General features: G+C 74.9%; 13 protein-coding genes. 2 read left to right on the top strand and 11 right to left on the bottom strand.

The genetic code is table 11. The features are described 5' to 3' along the window. Positions 1 to 87: 87 nt before the first annotated feature. The 4 genes from ACWGL3_RS22865 to ACWGL3_RS22850 form a co-directional block, all read right to left on the bottom strand. The gene (locus ACWGL3_RS22865) at positions 88 to 1,368 is read right to left on the bottom strand and encodes a sugar ABC transporter permease (protein ID WP_267949164.1); all 1,281 of its coding nucleotides are present in this window, start codon (positions 1,366 to 1,368) and stop codon (positions 88 to 90) included. Further along, positions 1,365 to 2,165, bottom strand: a complete 801-nt coding sequence (locus ACWGL3_RS22860; RefSeq protein ID WP_267949163.1) for an ATP-binding cassette domain-containing protein — start codon at positions 2,163 to 2,165, stop codon at positions 1,365 to 1,367. The genes ACWGL3_RS22865 and ACWGL3_RS22860 overlap by 4 nt, the downstream gene beginning before the upstream one ends. Before the next feature lie 85 nt (positions 2,166 to 2,250). Beyond that, entirely contained in the window at positions 2,251 to 3,390 is a 1,140-nt protein-coding gene (locus ACWGL3_RS22855; protein WP_267949162.1) for a substrate-binding domain-containing protein, read from the bottom strand. A 356-nt stretch (positions 3,391 to 3,746) separates the two neighbouring features. After that, positions 3,747 to 4,922: an ROK family transcriptional regulator gene (locus ACWGL3_RS22850; RefSeq protein WP_267949161.1), complete on the bottom strand. Its 1,176-nt coding sequence runs from the start codon at positions 4,920 to 4,922 to the stop codon at positions 3,747 to 3,749. Positions 4,923 to 5,034: 112 nt separating this feature from the next. Between ACWGL3_RS22850 and ACWGL3_RS22845 the strand changes: the two genes are divergently transcribed. Continuing rightward, entirely contained in the window at positions 5,035 to 5,640 is a 606-nt protein-coding gene (locus tag ACWGL3_RS22845) for a uridine kinase family protein (RefSeq protein WP_267949160.1), read from the top strand. Positions 5,641 to 5,731: 91 nt separating this feature from the next. Here the strand turns inward: ACWGL3_RS22845 and ACWGL3_RS22840 are convergent, their stop codons facing one another. After that, positions 5,732 to 6,604 (bottom strand): alpha/beta hydrolase, encoded by an 873-nt coding sequence (locus tag ACWGL3_RS22840; RefSeq protein ID WP_267949159.1) that lies wholly within the window; start codon positions 6,602 to 6,604, stop codon positions 5,732 to 5,734. 158 nt (positions 6,605 to 6,762) lie between these two features. Between ACWGL3_RS22840 and ACWGL3_RS22835 the strand changes: the two genes are divergently transcribed. Then, entirely contained in the window at positions 6,763 to 7,428 is a 666-nt protein-coding gene (locus tag ACWGL3_RS22835) for a TetR/AcrR family transcriptional regulator (RefSeq protein ID WP_267949158.1), read from the top strand. 147 nt (positions 7,429 to 7,575) lie between these two features. Here ACWGL3_RS22835 and ACWGL3_RS22830 read toward each other — a convergent pair whose 3' ends face one another. The 6 genes from ACWGL3_RS22830 to ACWGL3_RS22805 form a co-directional block, all read right to left on the bottom strand. Then, positions 7,576 to 9,297, bottom strand: coding sequence for a serine/threonine protein kinase (locus ACWGL3_RS22830; protein WP_267949157.1), 1,722 nt, complete (start codon positions 9,295 to 9,297; stop codon positions 7,576 to 7,578). A gap of 40 nt (positions 9,298 to 9,337) precedes the next feature. Further along, complete coding sequence (locus tag ACWGL3_RS22825; protein WP_267949156.1) at positions 9,338 to 11,656, bottom strand: serine/threonine-protein kinase; 2,319 nt, start codon at positions 11,654 to 11,656, stop codon at positions 9,338 to 9,340. Between the two features lie 171 nt (positions 11,657 to 11,827). After that, complete coding sequence (locus tag ACWGL3_RS22820; protein ID WP_267949155.1) at positions 11,828 to 13,186, bottom strand: hypothetical protein; 1,359 nt, start codon at positions 13,184 to 13,186, stop codon at positions 11,828 to 11,830. Beyond that, positions 13,176 to 15,194 (bottom strand): hypothetical protein, encoded by a 2,019-nt coding sequence (locus ACWGL3_RS22815; RefSeq protein ID WP_267949154.1) that lies wholly within the window; start codon positions 15,192 to 15,194, stop codon positions 13,176 to 13,178. The genes ACWGL3_RS22820 and ACWGL3_RS22815 overlap by 11 nt, the downstream gene beginning before the upstream one ends. A 35-nt stretch (positions 15,195 to 15,229) precedes the next feature. Then, positions 15,230 to 17,221, bottom strand: a complete 1,992-nt coding sequence (locus ACWGL3_RS22810) for a hypothetical protein (protein WP_267949153.1) — start codon at positions 17,219 to 17,221, stop codon at positions 15,230 to 15,232. 146 nt (positions 17,222 to 17,367) lie between these two features. Further along, positions 17,368 to 17,793 carry an SRPBCC family protein gene (locus tag ACWGL3_RS22805; RefSeq protein WP_267949152.1) on the bottom strand — a complete coding sequence of 142 codons (426 nt, stop codon included), beginning with the start codon at positions 17,791 to 17,793 and terminating at the stop codon, positions 17,368 to 17,370. Positions 17,794 to 18,039 lie beyond the last annotated feature (246 nt).

Below are 18,039 nucleotides of genomic sequence, written 5' to 3'. Positions count from 1 at the left end.
GGCGCACGGGGCGCCGGACCGGGCCGGACGGGAGGCGGGGAGCACCGCCCCCGCCTCCCGCGTCACCGATCTCTCAGGTCAGTACGCCTAGGCACCGCCCCGTGCGTGGGTCTTGCGGCCCCGCCGCGAGACCGCGTCGAGGATGACCGCGACCAGGAGGACGGCCGCGGTGATCATGAAGCGCACCGAGGTGTCCATCTGGAGCAGCAGGAGGCCGGAGGTGATCGCGCCCAGGACCAGGCCGCCCAGGAGGGCGGAGTAGGCGTTGCCCCGGCCGCCGAAGAGGCTCGTCCCGCCGATGACGGCCGCGGCGATGGCCATCATCAGCTCCGCCCCGCTGCCGGTGGAGACGCTGGCGGCGAAGTTGCGGGAGACCAGCATGATGCCGCCGAGCGCGGCCAGGGTCGACGCGATGCCGAACACCGAGATGCGGATCAGGTCGACGTTGATGCCCGCCCGGCGGGCGGCCTCGGAGTTGCCGCCGACGGCGTAGACCATCCGCCCGTAGCGGGTCTTGCGCAGCACGAGGTCGAGGACGACCACGAAGCCCACGAAGATGAGGAACGCCAGGGGCACGCCCTTGTACTGGTTGAGCACCCAGACGCCGCCGACGATCGGCACCGTGAGCAGGGCCGCGCGGAAGAGGACCTCCTCCAGGGGCTTGTAGGGCAGCCCCGCCAGGCGCCGGCGCCGTTCGACCGCGAAGACGGCGATCAGGTAGAGCACGATGACGATGCCGGCGATGGCCCATCCCATGAAGGGGACGAAGTACGTCTGCGTGAGCATCGCGATGGCGCCGCTGGGACTGGTGTTGATGGTGCCGTCGGCGCCCATCAGGTAGAGGTGCACGCCCTGCCAGCCGAGGAGGCCCGCGAGGGTGACCACGAAGGCCGGCACCCCCAGTTTGGCGAAGATGACGCCGTGGAGCAGGCCGATCAGGAGCCCGACCCCGACGGCCGCGGCGATGGCGGCCCACTCGGGCAGGCCCGTGTTCACCGCGAGGACTGCCAGGACCGCCGCGGACAGCCCGGAGACCGAGCCGATCGACAGGTCGATCTCGCCGAGGAGCAGCACCATGATGACGCCGGTGGTCATCAGGCCGACGGCGGCGATCTGCACGGTGAGGTTGGACAGGTTCTGCGGGGACAGGAACCGGTCGTTCATCGACTGGAAGACGATGCCGATCAGCAGCAGTCCGACCACGACGGGGAGGGGGCCGAGCTCCCCGCCCCTCAGGTTGCGCCGGAGCGCCTGGAGCCAGCCCCGGGGAGAGGCCGCCGTGGCGAGGAGGCGGGGGTCGCGCCTGGCCTCGCCCGCTTCGGGTGTCCCGTCCTCGGACTCGTGGGAGAGGTGGGTCTGCTGTGTCATCGGTTGTCCTCCGTGGCCAGGGCCGAGGAGCCGGTGCGGTCGGAGCGGCGGCTGACCGGGTTGTCGGCGGCCCCGGTGATGGCGGCCACGATCTCCTCGTAGCTGGTCTCCGCGATGGGGAAGTCCCCCGCGTTGCGGCCCAGCCGCAGCACCACGGCGCGGTCGGCGACCGCGCGGACGTCGGCCATGTTGTGGCTGATCAGGACCACGCCGAGCCCCTGGTCCCGCAGGCGCTCGATCAGGTCGAGGACCTGGGCGGTCTGGGCCACTCCCAGGGCCGCGGTCGGCTCGTCGAGCATGACCACGCGCGGCTGCCCCAGCAGGGAGCGGGCGATGGCGATGATCTGGCGCTGGCCCCCGGAGAGGGAGGCCACGGGGACGCGCAGGTCGGGGATGCTCACCGACAGGGAGTCGAGGAGCTCCCTGGCCCGGCTCTCCATCTCGACCTCGTCGAGGGTTCCGGGGAAGTGCAGCTTCTCGTTGCCCAGGAACAGGTTGCCGACGATGTCCAGGTTGTCGCACAGGGCGAGGTCCTGGTAGATCGTCGCGATCCCGAGCCGCTGGGCGTCGGCGGGGGCGGAGATGCCGACCGGCTTTCCGTCCCACGCGATGCTCCCGCCGCTGTCCGCGGGGTGGACGCCGGCGATGACCTTGACCAGTGTGGACTTTCCCGCGCCGTTGTCGCCGAGCAGGGCGACGACCTCGCCGGGGCGGACCTGGAAGTCGACCTCGCTCAGGGCCCTGACGGCGCCGAAGGTCTTGGAGATCCCGGACAGTTCCAGGACGGGTGTGCTCATGCGCTCGTTTCTCTCTCCTCGTCCCGGCCGGGGGCGGTGCGGACTCAGCCGCCCGCCCCCGAGCGCTGGGGACTTCGCGCCGCTTCTAGAGGTTTTCCTGGCAGAAGTCGGTGTCGGCGTAGTCGTCGGTGCAGATCTCCTCGACGCTGTAGACCTCGTCGGCCACGACGGTGTCCAGGACGTTGTCCTCGGTCACGACGATGACGTCGAGCAGGACCGCGGTGACGGCCTCCCCGTTGGCGTCCTCGACCTCGGTGATCTCGTAGCCGTCGAGCTGGAGGTCCTCGCCCGTGCCCAGGGCGACCGCCATGGCGGCGGCGACCTCGGCCTCGGGGCGGATCTCCTTGTAGACGGTCATGTGCTGCTCACCGGCGACGACGCGCTGGATCCCGGCGAGCTCGGCGTCCTGGCCGGTGACGGGCGGAAGGTCCTCGACCGCGACCCCGGCACTGCGCAGGGCCGAGATGACGCCCGAGGCCATGCCGTCGTTGGCGGAGTAGACGCCGGCGATCTCGTCGACGCCCAGGGAGGTGATCGCGCCCTCCATCTGGCTGTTGGCCTGGTCGGGCGACCAGTCCGGGGTGTCGAACTCCTGGCCGATCTCGACGGCGCCGTCGAGGACGTCGTGGGCGCCCGCCTTGAAGTCCGCCGCGTTGGGGTCGGTGGGCGAGCCGTTGATCATGACGATCTGGCCGTCCTCGTTGCCGTCCTCCTCCAGGGCCGCGAGCAGGGCCTCGCCCTGGACCTGTCCGACCCGGAAGTTGTCGAAGGAGACGTACATGTCGACGCCGCCCTCGGCGAGGCGGTCGTAGGCCACGACCGGCACGCCCTGGGACCTGGCCTCGTTGACGGTTCCGGCCGCCGCGGCGGAGTCGACGGCGTCGAGGACCAGGACGTCCACCCCGTCGGTCAGCATGGCCTGGGCCTGGGTCTGCTGCTCGTCGACGTCCTGGTCGGCGTTGGCGTAGGAGAGCTCGCACTCCGGGCAGAGCTCGTTGAGCGCCTCTTCGAAGTAGGGCTTGTCGAAGGCCTCGTAGCGGGCGGTCTGGAGCTCGGGGAGGAGGAGGCCGACGTGGAAGCCCTCCTCCACGCTCTGGGTCTCCTGCTCGCCCTCGCCACCGGTGGTGGTGAGGCCGGCGCAGCCGGAGGCGAGGAGGGCGAGTGCGGCGGTGGCCGCCAGGCCTGCGGTGGCCCTGCGGTGCGGTGCGAAGCGTCGTGTACTCAACGCTGGTGCCTCTCATGACGGGGGGTTTCACGGTGGAGAACTCGCGAGTGGTGGTGTGCAGTCAAACCCCGTCGCCACCTTGGCGTCAACTCCTGAACACATAACCGAAACATCACGGGTCTTGAGTTCAGGAGCTGAATGAATCAAAAACCCAGGCCAGAGCGGGGACCCGAGCGTGGGCGTCCATGTGAGGAAGTCTCAGGTTTTACCCGTGACCGGCCCGGCGCAGGCGGTGACCTCGCGGTTCACCGGCCCTTCACCCCCGATCGGCCTCCGGGTCGGTCTGCGCCGGCACCCGCGCCGCCCCGTCGGAAGTCCGCGGGAGCGCACGCGCGCGGCCCGGCGGGGCGGGGGGATCAGTTCGAGTGCTGCGAGGCCATGCGCAGCGCCCCGTACAGGGCGGCGTCCCGCCCCAGTTCGCCGCGCACCAGCGAGAGCCGCTCCAGTGCGCTGCCCAGCGATCCCAGCTCCATCGCCCGCCGCATCGGGTCCAGCAGCAGCTCCCCGGCCTCCGCCAGGTCGCCGCCGACGATCACGCGGTCCGGGTTGAACAGGTTGGCCATGATCGCGATCCCCTGGCCCAGCGCGGTGCCCGCCTCCGCGATGATCCGGCGGCTCCCGGGGTCGCCCTCCGTGGCCGCCCCGACCAGGTCGCCCACCCGTGCCGGCCCCGGCCCCCGGGCGACGTCGGTGTTCTGCGGCAGCATGTCCAGCAGGTAGTTCGCGCCGACGAAGGTCTCCAGGCAGCCCCGGTTGCCGCACCGGCAGACCTGGCCGCGCGGGTCCAGCGCGATGTGCCCGATCTCCCCCGCCGTTCCGCCCGCGCCGCGGAAGAGCCGGCCGGACATCATGATGCCCGCCCCCACGCCGTCGCCGATGACCAGGTGGATGACGTGTTCGGCCCCCGTGCCCGCCCCGCGGTGCTGCTCGGCCAGGACGGAGAGGTTGGCGTCGTTCTCGGCCAGGACCTCCAGGCCCAGCCGCTCGGTCAGCGCCCTGGCGGGGTGGAACCCCGCCCACCGGGGCACGCAGGAGATGTGCCCCACCGCACCGGTGCCCGGGTCGATGGGCCCCGGCACCGAGGCGACCACGGACGAGACCGTGCCCAGGTCGATCCTGGCGCGCTGGAGGGTGGTCTCGGCCAGCCAGGCCGCGCGGCGCACCGCCCGGTCGGCGTCGGACCCCACGTCGTAGTCGATCTCCTCGCGGGCCAGCATGTTGCCCTCGCTGTCGCCGACCGCGACGCGGACGCTGTCGGCGGTGAAGTCGACGGCGACGACGGTGCCGGGCGGGCGCAGGAGCGTGACGGCACGCGCGCGCCGGCCGTTGGAGGAGGTGTCGCGCACCGACACGGTCCCGGCGGCGCGCAGGCCGCGCACGATGTTGGACACGCTCGCGGCCGACAGCCCGGTGGTCCGGGCCAGCTCGGCCTGGGTGCGCGTGCCGTCGCGCCGCAGCACGTCCACGACCCGGCGCTCGTTGGCCCGGCGCAGGGAGGACTGAGATCCCGGCGTCGCTGCGGCGTCGGTCACCAGTGGCCCCTTTGCGGTCGGCACTCCCCAGCGCTTCGGCGCTGCTGCGAGGAATGCTACAAGCATTGAACGCAAGCCGGAACTCGGCTCCCGCGCCGGTTAGGGTCCGAACGTGAACGCACCACGCATCAGCACCGCCGCCGACGGCTGGGAGGAGGCGCTCGCAGAGGCGGTTCCCTCCGGAGGCCCCCCGGGCGGGCCGCGGGTCGTCGCGGTCGAGGGCCGCTCCGGCTCGGGCAAGAGCACGGTGGCCGCACGGCTGCGCGCGGCGCTCGCGCGCCGGGGCCGGCCGGCGGCCGTGCTGTCCATGGAGGACCTCTACCCGGGGTGGGAGGGGCTGGCCGAGGCGCCCGCGCTGTTGCGGGAGTGGGTCCTCGAACCGCTGTCCCGGGGGGAGCTGGCGGCCTGGCGTCGCTACGACTGGGAGCGGGGAGGCTTCGCGCGGGGGTGGACGCCGCTGCCCGGGGACGTCGCCGCGGGCGGGGTCCTGGTGGTCGAGGGGACCGGTTCGGGCGCCGTCGCCGGACGCGGCCTCCTGGACCTGCTGGTCTGGGTGGCCGCACCCGGCGACGAGCGCGCCCGGCGGCTGGACGCCCGCGGTGACGCTCCGGTGTACGCGCCCTACAGGCGCGTGTGGGCTGAGCAGGAGGAGTCCTTCTACGCGGAGAACCGCCCCCGGGAGCACGCCGACCTGGTGGTCGACAACCCCGCCCGGTGACCGTGCGCGGGACGGTCGGCGCCGCCGGGCCCGTCCCGCGCCCCCGCCGGGACGGGCCGGACGGCGGGGCCGGGACGCCCGGCGCCCCGTCTCAGCCCCCCTGGGCGGGGGCGGGGTCGGCAGCGCCTCCGACGAACCCGGCGACCAGGCCGAGGACTGCCTCGTCGGCGAGGATGCCGCTGTGGCCCGTTCCGCGGGTCCGCACCAGCCGGGCCCGGTCCCCGAGCGCGGCGGCGGTGCGCAGTGACTCCCCGATCGGGACGTAGGCGTCGTCCTCGCCGTGCAGGAGCAGCACGGGCCGGTCGAACGACTCCGGCGCGTGCGTGGCCGAGAAGCGGGTCCACACGGTCGGGTCCCCGTCGAAGTAGTGGCGCTCGACGGCCCTGCGCAGCGCCTCCACGGCCCGGGGCCGCAGTCCGAGGGCTCCCGAGAAGGAGCTGACGAGGAACCCGAAGTCCGACACCCCCGAGACCAGGACCGCCCGGTCGGCCCGCAGGCCCTCCCGCAGGGCGTGGACGGCGAAGAGCGCGCCCAGGGAGTGGCCGATCACGGCCGCGAAGTGTCCGTGCCGGTCCTGGAGGAGGCGCATGGCCTCCCGGGCGTCCAGGACGGTGCCCACCGGGCCTCCCGTGGAGCCGTGGCCGGGCGCGTCCCACGAGACGGGGCTGTAGCCGAGTTCGAGCAGGCGCCGGATCACCGGCGCGAGGCGGGCGGCGCGGGAGCGCCAGCCGTGGACGAGCAGGACGGGACGGGCGCCGTCGCCCCAGGCGTAGGCGACGACCTTCCACCTCCCGACGTCGAAGGACTCCGTCCGGGCGCTCCCGTGGAGTTCGAGGTCCTCCGCGGCGACCGGGCGCGGGCCGCGGGGGTCGGCCCACAGGCGTCGCGCCAGGGCCCCCGCGAGGCCGGGGGCGGGGAGGGCGACGGCGTTGACGGCCGCGCCCGCGAGACGGGCTGTGTTCACGGTGGACTCTTTTCCGCGGGACGCCCGCATCCAGAAAACTTTACGAACGATCGTATTATTTGTTTTGCACGTCGCTTCCGTCAAGGGGCAAGTAGGATCGCCTTGTACCCGACCGACCGTTCACCTCCCCCGTGGGACGAGTCCAGCCGAGGAGGAGCATGACGACCCGGACCGACGGCCGCCTGCAGCGGGGCGACCAGACCCGGCGGGCGGTCCTGGACCGCGCGGTGGACATCGCCTCGGTGGAAGGCCTGGAGGGGCTCTCCCTGGGCCGGCTGTCCAAGGAGCTGCGGATCAGCAAGAGCGGGGTGTTCGCGCACTTCGGGTCCAAGGAGGAGCTCCAGCTCGCCGCCGTCGAGGCCGGCAGGGCGGTCTTCGTCCGCCACGTCGTGCGCGAGGCGCTGCGCACCCGGCCGGGCGTCGAACGCCTGTGGCGGCTGTGCGAGGACTGGCTCGCCTACTCCCGGGACCGGGTCTTCTCCGGCGGGTGCTTCTTCTACACCGTCACCGCCGAGTTCGAGTCCCGCCCGGGCCGGGTCCGCGACGCCCTCGTGGAGACCCACCGCGAGTGGCGCGACCTGCTCACCCGGACCGCCGAGGACGCCCGACAGCTGGGCGAGCTCGTCCCCGGGGCCGATCCCGCGCTGCTCGCCTTCGAGCTGCGCGCGTTCCTGGACACCGCCAACGCGGTCTCCCTGCTGGAGGACGACAGGGACGCGCCCTACGCGATGGCGCGCACCGCCGTCACCGCCCGGCTGGACGCCCTGGCCCCGCCGGGCTCCCCCAGGCCCTGGACCGGGCGACCGTCCGCCGCGGCCGGGTGACCCCCGTCGGCCCTGCCCCGCGCCCCCGGGCGGCACGCAGCCCCCTGGAGGCGCCGGGCGGTCGACGACCGTGAGCGCCCCGGCCTCCGCCGAGGCCGCCGCGCTCAGCGCGCCGGAGCGGCGCCGCTCCGGCGGACGCCGGCGGACTCACCGGCCGGGCGCCCCCGGGCGGGGCGCGCAGATCTCCCTGGCCCTTCGCAGGTCCTCCTCCATCGCCCGCAGCCCGGCCCCCAGTGCGGGGAGCGGCAGGTTCTCGAGACGGCGCAGCCTCTCCCTGCGCTCCTCCCTCCCCCCGTGCGCGCGGGAGTCGAGGCGCAACAGCAGCAGCCAGCCCGCCCCGCAGGCGGTGGCCGCCACGAACAGGAGACCCGGATCCACGCCCTCCCCCCAGGCCACGAGGGCGAAGGCCGCGAGGACCAGCACCGCCCCGAGGACGCCCAGCACGCCCTTGCCGAACGCGTAGGCCTCCTGTCTGCGCACCGTCGCGCGCAGGCCGTCGGCCTCGCCCCGCACCGCCGTGGTGCGCTCCCGCCACTGCCGCTGCCGGTGGGCGACCCCGAGCACCGTGGGGACCACCGCGTAGACCGCGGCCGCGTGCCCGGCCCGCGGAGGGCCCGAGGCGTACTCCACCCGGGTCCACAGGATCCGCGTCCACTCACCGACCCCCGGCAGGCCGCCGGGGTCCGGCGGGACCGCCAGCCCGGGGTTGAGCAGGAAGGTCAGGATCAGGGCCGGGTCCACACGGTGGTGGCCGCCCTCCCACCCGCCGAGGCTCCCGGTCAGCTCGCGGACGAACCCGTTCCCCACGAGCTCGCCCTCCTCCAGGTCCCGGGCGAGGGCGAACAGCGCTCCGTCCCCGGCGATTTCCGCCATCCTCCGCAGCTCCGCGGGCCGGGCCAGCGGCCGGAACTCGGCGGCCGCCGCATCACCCGCGAGCAGGGGCCCGGGGTCGTCGAAGAGCTTGCGCAGGTCCTCGATGCCGCGGAACCGCGACAGCATCTCCTCGGTCGCGGGCCCGGAGGGCACGGCGTCGCCGACCGGTTCGACGGACGCCGCCCGGGGCGCGGGGAGTGCGGCCAGGGGATCGCCCGTGACGAGGTGGTGGAGCAGGACCTTGGCGTCGGGCCTGTGCTCCGGTCTCCTGAGCAGACAGGTCCGGAGGGTCTCCCGGAGCGGCTCGGGCACACCGTCGAGGTCGGGTTCCCCGGAGAGGACGCGCGCGATGCGGGCGGCCTGGGTCGGCCCGGGGAAGGCCTCCTTGCCCGTCGCGGCGTAGACCATCACCGACCCCCACGAGAAGACGTCGACCGCCGAGGTGAGGCGCTCCCCCTCCAGCTGCTCGGGCGCCATGTAGCCCACCGTGCCGATGATCCCGCTGGCGGTCACGGAGGTGGTCTCCAGGGCGCGGGCGATGCCGAAGTCGATCACCCGGGGACCGTCCGCGGCCAGCATGATGTTGTCCGGCTTCAGGTCGCGGTGCACGACACCGGCCGCGTGGATCGCGGCGAGGGCGGTGGCCGTGCCGACGGCGAGGCGCTGGAGCTCGACGCCGGCGCGCGGCCCGTCCCCCTTCACCGCGGCCTGGAGGGTGGGGCCGTCGATGAACTCGGTCGCGATCCACGGCTCCGCCGCCTCCGGATCGGCGTCCAGGATCGCCGCGATGCAGAAACCGTCCACCCTGCGGGCCTGCTCCACCTCGGCGGTGAAGCGGCGCCGCATCTCCGGATCCCCCGCCCACGTGGCGTGCAGCACCTTGACGGCCGCACGACTCCCGTCCGGCGCCTCCCCCAGGAACACCTCACCGAAGCCCCCGCGCCCCAACGAGCGCACGAGGCGGTAGTCCCCTGCGGTACGACCAGGGTCGTCCACGGTTCTCCCTCTCCTGTTGTGTCCGCCTGGGCGGATCGGGTCAGACCCCGCAGATCGCACGCGCCTTCCGCAGATCGCCGTTGATGCGGGTGACCCCCGTGGTCAGCTGGGGCAGCTGTGCCGCCACCCCGTTCAGTTCCTGGTAGCGCTGGTGGCGCCGGGCGGGACCGCCCGAGACGACGCGGACGGCGGTCCCCGCGCCGACCACTCCGGCCACGCCCATGACCCCGACGACCACCAGCAGGCCGGTCAGGGTGCCGTCCGCCGACGCGAGCCCCATGACGATCCCGGCCGGGAGGCCGAGCACCGCGAACCGGCAGACCCTCAGCGCGAGGACCAGCTTCTCCTGGAGGTCGACCTTGCGCCGCAGCGCCTCGTGCCGGGCGCCGACCGTGCCGTGGCGGTCCTCCCAGTGCCTGCGCTGCTCTGCGAGCGCCCGCAGGGTGGGCAGCGCGCCGTAGACCACGGCCGCGCACCCGGCGTCGGCCGGGGCGGGGGCGTTCCGGACGCGGCCCCAGAGGATGTCGATCCACTCGCCCACGCCCCTGTCGCCGCCGTCGCCGGGCGGCACCAGCCGCTCCGGGTGCAGCAGGAACGCGAGGATCAGGGCGGCGCTGACGCTCACGCGCGCCGTGCGCCACCCCTCGAGCTCGGAGGTGAGCTGGTCGTGGAAGGCGTTGCCGGCGCGTTCGGCCTCGTCGAGCCGGTCCGCCAGCCGCGTCAGCTCCCCGGAGTCGTCCCCGTGGTGGGCGCCCAGGATCCTGAGCACACCGGGCCTGGCCAGAAGCACCATCTCGTTGGCCAGGGGCGCGCCGGTGAGGAGCGGGCGCGGGTCGGTGAACAGCTCCCCGAGCTCGGCCACGGTGGCGCCCCGGCCCCGGAAGACCGGCGGCAGGTCGGGGCGCAGCTGCGCGATGAACGAGGCGAGCGCCAGGTTGGCGTCGTTGTTGACGTGGCCGCGGAAGAGGGACCGGTCCAGGACGGTGTCGCCGAGGTCGTCGACGAGCCAGGCGCCCAGCGCGGCGCGCTGGGCGGGGTCCTGGAAGACCTGGACGGCGGAGCCCCAGTTCTGCTGCATGGCCTCCGCGAGGTCGCGGGGGTCGGTGAAGCGGACGCCGTGGAAGTGGTACGGCGGCACCCCGCCCTCACGGTACGTCGAGGGGGCGGGGAGGCCGGGCGCACCGGTCCGCGGTCCCGGGTGGAACGGCGGGGGGTACGGCGGCGGCGTGGGCGTGCCCGGCGCCGTGTAGGGCGGCGGGCCCCCGCGGACGCCGGAGGCGTGCCCCGGTGCGGGCGGCGCGTGGCCGGCGGCGTGCGCACGCGCCGCGTCCGGCGCCGACCGGGTGTAGGCCCGGGTGGGGTCCACGGGGGCCTGCGGGGCCACCCTGGTGGGGTCGACCTGCGGGGGCGCGTCGCCGGCGATCCTGGTGCGCTCCACGCCGACGCGGGTGCCGCCGTCGGGCGCGGCCTCCGGGCGCCCGGTGGCGGGGAACGCCCCGTGGGCACCGGTACCGGGCGCGGGCCCGCCGTTCGCCGGGGCGGAGATCAGCCGGTTGAGGAGGGTCGCGGCGTCGGGGCGCCGGTCGGGGTCCTTGTCCAGGCAGGAACGGACGATTCCGGCCAGCGGTTCGCCCAGGGGCCCCAGGTCGGGCTCCCCGCCCAGGATGCGGGCGATGCGCGAGGCCTGGGTGGGCCCGTGGAAGGCCTCCTTGCCCGTCGCGGCGTAGACCATCACCGACCCCCACGAGAAGATGTCCACGGCCGAGGTGAGCCGGGCCCCCTCCAGCTGCTCGGGCGCCATGTAGCCGATCGTCCCGACCACGCCGCTGGCGGTCACGGAGGTGGTCTCGACGGCGCGGGCGATGCCGAAGTCGATCACCCGGGGACCGTCCGCGGCCAGCATGATGTTGTCCGGCTTCAGGTCGCGGTGCACGACACCGGCCGCGTGGATGGCCGCCAGCGCGGTCGCGGTGGAGATCGCCAGCCGGTGCAGTTCCACCCCGGTGCGGGGGCCGTCGTGGGCGACGGCGGCCTGGAGGGTGGGGCCGTCGATGAACTCGGTCGCGATCCACGGCTCCGCCGCCTCCGGATCGGCGTCCAGGATCGCCGCGATGCAGAAACCGCTCACCCTGCGGGCCTGCTCCACCTCGGTGGTGAAGCGGCGCCGCATCTCCGGGTCGCCCGCCCACGTGGCGTGCAGCACCTTGACGGCCGCACGACTCCCGTCCGGGGCCTCCCCCAGGAACACCTCACCGAAGCCCCCGCGTCCCAACGAGCGCACGAGGCGGTAGTGGCCGACGGTCCGGCCCGATGACCTTCCCGCCCCGGCGCCCCCGGCCTGGTTCTGGAGGTCGTCCACCGTCCAGCCCTCGATTCGTCGTCGTGCTTCCCCCTGGATGACCCGAGACGGGCCCGTGGGAACTATAGCCAGGTTCCGGCTGTCCCGAATCCGGTCGCCGCCCTGTTCCGGGGCGTCGGCCCGGGGCGGCGGGAGCACCCGGACAGCCGGCCCGCGGTGGGGCGGACGGGGTCAGCGGGACCTGACGTTGCGCGTGTGGTCGCCCCTCTGGATGCGTTCGACCAGGTCGTCGGTGAGGGTTCCGTACCCGGTGGCCGCCCACACGCTGTCGCTCGCGGGCACCTCGTAGTACGGGACCGTCCGGCCCTCGTGTTCGGCCGGCAGGACGACGGGGCGCACGCGTCCGCGGACGGCCTTGGCGCACTCCTCGCACAGGGGGACGCGGATGGTGCGGGTCCCGCCGAACTCGCGCCAGGCGGTCACCTTGGTGACGGTCCCGTGCAGGGGGTTGGCGTAGCAGTGGCGGCGCCGGACGGCGGACGCCCGCGATCCCCTGGCCGCGTTGTCGATGGCGTCCTCCGCCATGTCCAGGAGGACGAGCACGCCCACGGCGTCGGGCAGGGCGGCGTTGCCGTCCGACATCCTGTCGTGGACCGTGGCCGCGGCGGAGCGGGCGTCCAGGGCGGCGCGCAGGTGCTGCTGCGCCCTCTCCCCCGGGGCGCTGCCCGACTCCAGGCGGCTCAGGCGCTCGCCGACCTCGATGAGGTCCTGCCCGCCCTGCTCCACCAGGGCCTCCAGCTGCGCGCGCTCGGCGTTGGCGAACGCGGCGTGCTGGGCGATCGCGCGGGAGCGCCGCCTCCCCAGGCCCTGGGACGTGCGGCGGTACAGGGGGTAGGCGATCACCGCGACCAGGACCCCGCCGAGGAGCAGGGTGCCCGCCACCAGCCAGCCACCCGCGGAGCCGGACGACCCGCCCCCTCCGGAGAAGGCGGGGCCCGACCCCCGGTCCGTCCCGCTGCGTTCCTCGTAGCCGGCCACGGCCCTGTCGTAGGCGCCCTCCGCGTCGCCCGACAGGGCGGTCTCCACCGCCACGTCCAGCTGGGCGAGCGCGGTTCCGTCGAAGTCGGTGGCGTAGGAGGCGGTGAGCGCGGAGTAGTGGGCGGTGGTACCGCCGCCGAAGTCCGTGCCGAAGACGTCGTCGTCCACGGCGAGGTAGGAGCCCGCCGGCGCGCCCCTGCGGTCGTGGACCACCGAGACCAGGGTCTCCACGTCACCGTTCCAGGGGTCGGCCTCCACCAGGGGGACCGCGATCACGTACAGGTCCAGGTCGGACTCCGCGATGAGCCCGGCGATCCGCTCCTGCTCGGCCTCGGGGATGGCGTTGGCGTAGACCGGGTCGACGTACACGGGGAACTCGTCCAGGGCGTCGGCGATCTCCTGGGAGGGGTTCTCCGCGGGGGCCCCGTCCGCCGGGGCGCCGCTCCCGTTCTGGGCGAGGGCCCCGGACAGGGGGGCCGTGACCAGCCCCGCGCAGGCCAGGGCGGCCAGGAGCCGTGCCGCGTGCCGCGCGGTCGGGAACTCAGCGGGCATCGATCTCCTCCAGGAGTCTCTCGGCCATGCGTGCGGGGCGCTCGGCCCCGAAGTGGTGCCGGACCCACGCGCGGTCGTCCAGCGACAGGTAGGACAGTCTCCCGCCCAGGCGGTCCCGGACGTGCAGGACCCTGGCGGCGCGCGCCGCCTCGTCCGCCCGCGCGCAGGACGCGCACATGGGCACGCTCCCCTCCGCCACGCGCGACCGCTGGGAGGATGTGGAGGGCCCGTGCAGCGGGTTGACCCTGCACGGGGCGCGGCCGACGTTTCCCCCGGGGTCCTCCAGGGCGGCCATGACCCGTCGCGAGACGACGACGGCGCCGACGTGGTCGAGGTCGTCCGGGTCGTGCTCCATGGCGATGAGCACCGCCTCCGCCTGCGGCATCAGCTCGCGGGGGATCTCGCCGGCCCGGTCCGAGTCCAACACCTTGCGAAGCGCTCCGCTCTCGCGCAGCGCCATCCGGCGCAGGGCCCGCGGACCGGTCGCGTGGTCCCGGAGGGGCCGGCGGACGAGCAGCCGTGTGAGGGCCACCGCGCCGACCAGGGCCAGGAAGGCCAGCGGGCCGAGGAGCACCACCCCCACGGGGAAGCCCCCGTCGAAGTAGCGCGGCACGCGCGGCCCGGGGGGCTCGATGCCGGAGTCCATGAAGTACGGCGTCCCGACGTACGCGCCCTCGCCCACCTCGACGCCCTCCAGCGCGTCGAGGGCGGCGTCCAGCGCCAGGGCCGGGCTCGGCTCCTCGATCTCGGAGGTGGCGCTCCACAGTTCGTAGGAGTCCACGGTCCCGAGGCCGACGGGGGACGCTGAGACGCGGACCCCCTCCTCCGCGTACCGGTGGCCGGCGACGAGGTAGACGGCGTCCTCACCGCTGACGGAGGCCAGGGCGTGGGCCAGGACCTCGGGGTCGCCGCTGAACTCGTCGGCGGAGTCCATGGGCAGGACCAGCGCGCGCACCGGGACGGGGGCGTCGGCGAGGCGCTCGGCCGTCGCCGCCAGGCCGTCCAGGGGGAGCGGGGTGCGGGGGTCGACGTAGAGGGGCGCGGTGTTCTCCTCCAGTTCCCGGGCGATCTGCTCCACCCTGGCCGTGGACACCACGTAGGGCGGGGAGGAGAACGCCTCCTCCCGGGGGGAGAGGACCTCGGCACCGCCCTCCGGGACGCTGACGACGTGGGCGAGCGGGGCGAGGGACACCGCCCCGGCCAGGACGACGGTCGCCGCGGCGGTGCCGGTGACGACCGCGACGCCGCCTGCGCCGAGCGCGCCCCGGCGCAGGCGGCGCCAGACGAGGTAGCCGCCCGCGCCGAGCACGAAGCCGCCGAGCGTCCCCGCGAGGAAGCCCGTGTTCCCGGGACCGTTGTGGCTGGTGGGGTCGAGGTCGTCGAGGAGGCCCCGCCACCCCTCGGCGAACCGGTCCCCCGCCGAGGGCGGCCCGTACCGGTCCGCGGCGCCTCCGGCCGCGGGGTCGGTCAGGGCCCGGACGAACCCCTCGGCGACCTGGTCGACGGGGGCGCCGTAGTCGAAGTCCGGGTCGGACATCAGGGCGCTGCGCGCCTCGTCCACGGGCAGGGCGACGCCGTACGCGGCCACGTCGAACAGGGTGGAGTCGGGGCGCAGGTGGACGTAGACCCCGTCGGAGCCGAGCCGGTCGTGCAGGGCGGGCGGCATCGCGCCTCCCCACTCCGTCCCGGGACCGGGGAAGGGGCTGACGACGACGTGGTAGGGCTCGCCCAGCGTGTCGAAGGCCTCGCGCAGGTCGGCCTCGAGCTCCTCCGGGTCGTGGAGCCCGGACACGGCCTCGTCCACCACGACGGCGGCGCCCTCGGGCTCGTCGGCCATCAGGTCCGCGTAGTACTCGGCGGGGGTCACGCGCGTCTCGTACGCGGACGGCGCGTCCGGGAGCGCGGGTTCGGCCGCGGCGGGGGACGCCGTGAAAGGGAGCACCAGCAGGGCCGGGAGGGCGGCCAGGGCGGCCGGGAACCGGATACGGGGGCGGGAGGGACCGGGCATGGGGATGATCATATCGGGGAGTTTCGGCCATCCCCCTACCCCGCCCGGCCCCCCTCCACCTCGCTCAGGAGGACCTCGACCATGCGGGCGGGGCCGTGCGCGCCGAACCGGTGGCGGATCCACGCCCGTTCGCCCTGGTCCAGGTACGAGCGCCACACCCCGTCCGGGCCCCGCAGTTCCAGCCGCCGGAGCACCCGGCGGTCGTCGGGGAGGGCGGCGCACCCCTCGCAGAGCGACGTCCGCTCGGCCCGCGCCCCGCGCTCCCGCCGCTTGCGGCCCGGCGGGGCGGGGGCACTTGCGGTGCCCGGGCCGTGCAGGGGGTTGTTCCGGCACGGGGCCCCGTGGACGGGGGCTCCGGGGTCGGCCAGGGCGGCGCGGGCACGGCGCACCAGGACGAGCACACCGACGAGGTCGAGGGCGTCCGGGGACCCCTCCATCACCATGAGCGCCGCCTCGGCCTGGGGCATCAGCCCGTCCGGCAGTGTGCGGCCCTCGGAGAGCTCCCCGGCCAGGGCCGCCGCCTCCCGCTCCGCGAGCGGACGCAGGGTCGCGGCGCCGACCCTGCCCCCCGCGGAGGCTCCGGGACGCCTCACCAGTGCGACCGCTCCCCAGACGGCTCCCGCGACGAGCGCGCCGACCACCGGTCCCACGAGCAGGAGGGCGAGGAGGAAGCTCTCGGTGAAGCGCGGAAGACGGGGTTCCAGGGGGGTGGAGTAGATCGTGGGAGGGGCGGGCGCCGCGTCGGCGTCGGCGGGGTGGCGCCCGACCTCCCGCAGGACCGCGTCCAGGGCCGCGGCCGGGTCGGCGGCCTCCTCGTCACGGACCTCCTCGAGGAGGGAGTGCCCGTCGACGGGCACTCCGAAGGCCAGCAGGTCCACGGACACCGCCTCGAGGTCGTGGGTGACCACGGCATAGACGCCGTCCTCGCCCAGCACGTGGTGCCAGGCGTGCAGGAACACGTGCGGGTCGCCGGCGGACTCGTCGCTCCCGGCCATCGGCAGCACGACCGCGCGCACGGGCGCGGGCGCCTCCTCCAGCCGCGCCGCGACCTCCGCCAGGCCCTCGCGCGGGAGGGGCGTGAGCGGGTCGACGTAGAGGCGCTCCTCCCCCATCTGCCCGACCACGCGCTCGACCCGCGCCGTGGAGGCCACGTACGGCGGCTCGGCGCGGACCTCCTCCAGGGGGTCGGGCAGCTCCTGGGGGCCCGGGGGCGCCCCGGTCAGGTGCGCCAGGGACCAGGCCACCGCCGCGGCGGACGGCACGAGCGTCGCGACGGCGGCCGACAGCACCGTCGACCGCACGCCCGCGCCCCGCCGCACCCGCACGACCGCCCACACCGCGCCCACTGTGACCAGCGCCCCGACGGGGGCGCCGACGATCAGGCCCAGGTTCTCCGGACCGACCGACCGCGACGGGTCGAGGTCCTCCACGAACTCCTCCCAGCCCGAGGGCGTGTCCTCACCCGCCTCCCGGGCGGCGGCCACCGCGTCGCTCCTGCGCAGGAGGTCGTCCTCGGAGGCGGTGAGCGCCTCGGCGAAGGCGGCCGCCACCTCCCCGAGCGGGGCCCCGTACTCCAGTTCCCCTCGGGTCACCTGCTCCGCCAGGTCCACCGGGAGGTCCGCGCCGTAGGCCCGCACCCCGGCGATCCCGCTGTCGGGGCGCAGGTGGACGTAGATCCCGTCGGCGCCGACCCGGTCGTGCAGGGCCGCCAGCATGTCCGGGGCCCACAGGGACGCCAGGGACTCCGGGAACGGGCTCGCGACGACGTGGTACGGCACGCCCACCGCGCCGAAGGAGCGGTGGAGTCCGGCCTCCAGCTCGGCGGGGTCGTACTCGCCCGCCAGCGCGTCGTCCACGACCACCGCCGCCCCCTCGGGCATGTCCGCCATCAGGGCGGCGTAGTGCTCGGCGGGGGTGACGTGGGTCTCGTACGACGCGGGCTCCGGCGCGGCGTGGGCGGGGGCGCCCGTCGCGGCGAGGGCGGCGAGCACGGCCGGGACGAGGAGGAGCCGGGGGAGGGCGGGCATGCGGGGAGCATACCTGGAGGTTTCGGTCGGCCCCCTCTCCGGAACGGAGCCGGGGGCGGGGACGCGTCCGAGGCCCCCGTACCGCTCGCGGGCGGTGCGGGGGCCTCGGACGTCCCGCTTCCCGGGCCGGAGCCCGGGGCCTGCGGTCAGGCCGTGGACCGGGTGGGCTCCACGAAGGCCTTGAAGCGCTTCATGTCACCCTTGGCACGGGCCTTGACGAGCCCCAGCTTGTCACCGAGCTGCTCCACGGCGCCCTCCGGGACGGTCTTCAGCTGGAGGGTGATCCGGGTGCTCGTGTCCGAGAGGTGGTGGAAGGTCACCACGCCCGCGTGGGTCACGCCGTCGACGGTCTTCCAGGCGATCCGCTCCCCCGGGATCTGCTCGGTGACCACGGCGTCGAACTCGCGCCGCTGGCCGGCGATCTCGATGGTCCAGCGCATGGTGGTGTCACCGGTGCGCACGACCTGGGTCACGCCCTCCATGAAGGAGGGGAACTCCTCGAACCTCGTCCACTGGGCGTAGGCCGCAGTCACCGGGACGTCGACCTCTACCGTCTCCACGATGTCCGACATTGATCGACTCCTTCGCAATAGATTGCGTTTCGTCCTCACCGGGGCCGCTACCCGGCTCCCGGCGTCGCAATCAGGGGATCCGCCCCCGCGGGGCCGCCGGACCACGCGCCCGGAACCCCCCGGGGGAACCGTGGGAACCGCTGTGACCTGGGAGGACGTGAAGAGGGCCGACCGCCGGGGAAAAGTCGTGAAACGGGTCACCGCACTCCGTGTCGGGGCCCCGCCGCACGCAGACGGGGCCGCCAC

The sequence above is a fragment of the Nocardiopsis sp. NPDC055824 genome, assembly GCF_053616335.1.
Note: the sequence above shows the minus strand (reverse complement) of the source record. Positions and strands in the feature narration are given on the sequence as shown.

Excerpts from the sequence above, each read along its gene's own strand:
- ACWGL3_RS22865 (WP_267949164.1), bottom strand. The coding sequence starts at position 1,368 with ATGACACAGCAGACCCACCTCTCCCACGAGTCCGAGGACGGGACACCC.
- ACWGL3_RS22860 (WP_267949163.1), bottom strand. The coding sequence starts at position 2,165 with ATGAGCACACCCGTCCTGGAACTGTCCGGGATCTCCAAGACCTTCGGC.
- ACWGL3_RS22835 (WP_267949158.1), top strand. The coding sequence starts at position 6,763 with ATGACGACCCGGACCGACGGCCGCCTGCAGCGGGGCGACCAGACCCGG.
- ACWGL3_RS22820 (WP_267949155.1), bottom strand. The coding sequence starts at position 13,186 with ATGCCCGCTGAGTTCCCGACCGCGCGGCACGCGGCACGGCTCCTGGCC.
- ACWGL3_RS22815 (WP_267949154.1), bottom strand. The coding sequence starts at position 15,194 with ATGCCCGGTCCCTCCCGCCCCCGTATCCGGTTCCCGGCCGCCCTGGCC.
- ACWGL3_RS22810 (WP_267949153.1), bottom strand. The coding sequence starts at position 17,221 with ATGCCCGCCCTCCCCCGGCTCCTCCTCGTCCCGGCCGTGCTCGCCGCC.
- ACWGL3_RS22805 (WP_267949152.1), bottom strand. The coding sequence starts at position 17,793 with ATGTCGGACATCGTGGAGACGGTAGAGGTCGACGTCCCGGTGACTGCG.